The sequence below is a fragment of the Paracoccus marcusii genome, assembly GCF_006151785.1.
Taxonomy (GTDB): domain Bacteria; phylum Pseudomonadota; class Alphaproteobacteria; order Rhodobacterales; family Rhodobacteraceae; genus Paracoccus; species Paracoccus marcusii.
The window spans coordinates 1-2,524 of the sequence record NZ_VDDD01000219.1 but is presented as its reverse complement, the minus strand read 5'-3'; the positions used below and the strand labels follow the sequence as shown (position 1 = coordinate 2,524).

The 2,524-nt window shown below is 54.9% G+C and carries 3 protein-coding genes; 2 read left to right on the top strand and 1 reads right to left on the bottom strand.

Going from position 1 to position 2,524, the window contains the following annotated elements:
• Nucleotides 1-421 precede the first annotated feature (421 nt).
• Nucleotides 422-1,690 (top strand): CAP domain-containing protein, encoded by a 1,269-nt coding sequence (locus tag FHD68_RS18290; RefSeq protein WP_244297969.1) that lies wholly within the window; start codon nt 422-424, stop codon nt 1,688-1,690.
• A 133-nt stretch (nt 1,691-1,823) separates the two neighbouring features.
• A complete protein-coding gene (locus FHD68_RS18285) occupies nt 1,824-2,234 on the top strand; it encodes a BLUF domain-containing protein (RefSeq protein WP_139086530.1) in 411 nt (136 codons plus the stop codon).
• A gap of 14 nt (nt 2,235-2,248) precedes the next feature.
• On the opposite strand, the gene FHD68_RS18280 is transcribed toward FHD68_RS18285, so the two are convergent.
• Nucleotides 2,249-2,446: a hypothetical protein gene (locus FHD68_RS18280; RefSeq protein WP_139086528.1), complete on the bottom strand. Its 198-nt coding sequence runs from the start codon at nt 2,444-2,446 to the stop codon at nt 2,249-2,251.
• Nucleotides 2,447-2,524: the final 78 nt, after the last annotated feature.

The window sequence follows — 2,524 nt, the reverse complement described above, 5'->3', positions numbered from 1 at the left end:
CGCAGCCAGCCCGTCGCCATGACCGAGCCGGAAAACTCCAGCATCCGGCGGTCCAAGGTTGGGGAGCAGCGCACAAACCGGAAAACTCTCGTTATGATTGAGGGACCCGCGGGGGGCAGGTCAGCGCGGACATCTCAATTTTAGTCACGAGGGCAGGGGGCTACTTGCTGTCGTCCGGCCAGCCCTAAGGCTTGCTGCCCCACTTGTCGGACACTCGTGACCGAACCTGCTACAGCCCCTCAGGCATTGAATTCGAACGGCCGCTCTTTAAGGGCATAGTGGCGACGGACCACGCCGACTGTGGGGGGCGAGGTAGCTAGATAAACAATTACAGATTTATCTTATTACCATGTGCAATCTTACTGCATTGTTTGCGAAATGCTCATACGTGATGCTATTTGCGCTCGAAGAGGATAGACCCATGAGTTTCGCGACTGCCTACGAGCACTATTTCGTCAAGCTGGTGAACAATACCCGCCTCGAGAACGGCCTTGCACCGCTTACGATTGCAAAGCCCTTAAATGAGTCTGCCGAACGGCATAGTCAATGGATGCTCTCTGCGGACGTGTTTTCACATATGGGCGCAGGTGGATCATCCGCTTCTGATCGCATGGAGAAGGCTGGGTTCCCCATGTACGGGGAAAGCTGGGGCACGAGAGAGAACTTGGCTTATGTCTCAGTTCGTGGCGCTGCGGACCTGAATGACGAAATCAGACAGCTGCATCAGAACCTTCTCAATAGCCCAAGTCACTACCGGAACATTGTCGACCCCGATATGGAGTTTATTGGGATCGGTCTGGAGATGGGCAATTTCCAAGGCCATGCGGTTCTGATGGTCACTCAGAATTTTGGCCGGACGACAGGACAGCCAGTATTGGATACCGGTGTCTTTGGAAGAGGAATTGTTCCAACGATCGACACGAGTGCAGAGAGCCGCAGCGAATGGCGTGACGATAGCTTCGACGGTGTCGTTAAAACCTCCTCGCCAGACGGCCTCGCGGTGCAAGGAACCGCTCGTTCAGACGACTTTCAGCTTGGTGGTCGTGCCGATCTCGCTCGAGGGCTGGCAGGTGACGACTGGATTCATGGCGGAGGTGGGAACGACACCCTTGACGGTGGGCAAGGCAATGATCGTCTGATTGGCGGTTACGGCTTCGATGTACTGCTTGGTGGGCTAGGGAATGACGTCCTCGATGGCAATCACGGCAATGACCGACTTGAGGGTCACGGCGGAAATGACCTTCTATGGGGTAGAGACGGCAACGATACCTTAAACGGCGGATTTGGTTTCGATACCCTCATCGGTGGGAAAGGAAATGACGTTCTGTGGGGCGGAGGTGGCAACGACAAATTGGTAGGCGGCATTGGCTCCGATACAATCAAAGGCGGCGCCGGAAATGACACGTTGATTGGATCGCAGGGTAACGACGTGCTCACTGGTGGGGCTGGTGCCGACACGTTCGTGTTCCACGCAGGCGGCGGCCCTGATAACATCACAGACTATCAGGTTGGGATCGACCGGCTCATGATAGATGATGCTATCCTTCGCCAGTCTGTTCCAGGGTTCTACGACATCATCACGGAAACTCCGACGAAGGCGGTTTTGGATTTCGGAAACGGAAACGTCATCACGCTTATCGGTAAAGGCATAACCGCGGAAGCGATTGCGGAAGATATCCTACTCTTCTAAGTATGCCATGAGGCTTGTCCGCGTGATCAGCTATCAGTCTAACTGACTAACTAAGGTTAGCCTTTGATGATAAGCTATTCCTATTGCTGGTCGCCCGAGGCATGAAACTTGCCTCTGCGAGAGGTAGGACGCTTTGATCACCAATCTTTTGTACCGTAGCGAAACGACCCTTCAGCCGAAGGACCCGAAGCTCAAGGCCATCTTGGCCCAAGCGCGTCGTCGCAACGGAAACATGGACATCACGGGGTATCTGCACTGGGAGGATGGGATCTTCCACCAGTGGATAGAAGGCCCGGAAGCAGAGCTGCAGATTGTTGAGCGCCATATCTACGGCAGCAAATCCCATCACGGGCTGAGAGTTCTGGGAAGGAATGTTGTCCCGACCCGGCAGTTTCCTGATTGGGACATGGCCCTCGGTTTGTCAGAGGAAAACTCGCTCTTCAACTTCATCGCGACACATGAAGCTGGAACTGCCGATCACCAAGAATATGCAAAGGCTGTGCTTGCCTTCATGCACGCGCAGTCAGGCACACAGGTCCGCTAAGTTAGACTGAGCCGTCATTGATCCGATGATGGCAAGCAGTCGTTCCGCTCGAACATCCTGATGGCAAAGCTCACCTTCGCATCGAGCATCGTCTTGATCGCCTGGTGCCTGGCAAGCTCGGATTGAAACTTGCGGAGATCATGCACGGACAAACCGGTCTCCTGGCCTGTCCCCAAGAGGTCGTGTATCAGATGATCAAGAGCGTTCGTCATTCAGCCGTAAGCGCGACGCGGCCCCCCTCCTGCCGCTTCTGATCTGACCGGGCCATTTTCTGTACGCATGAGCGTTGG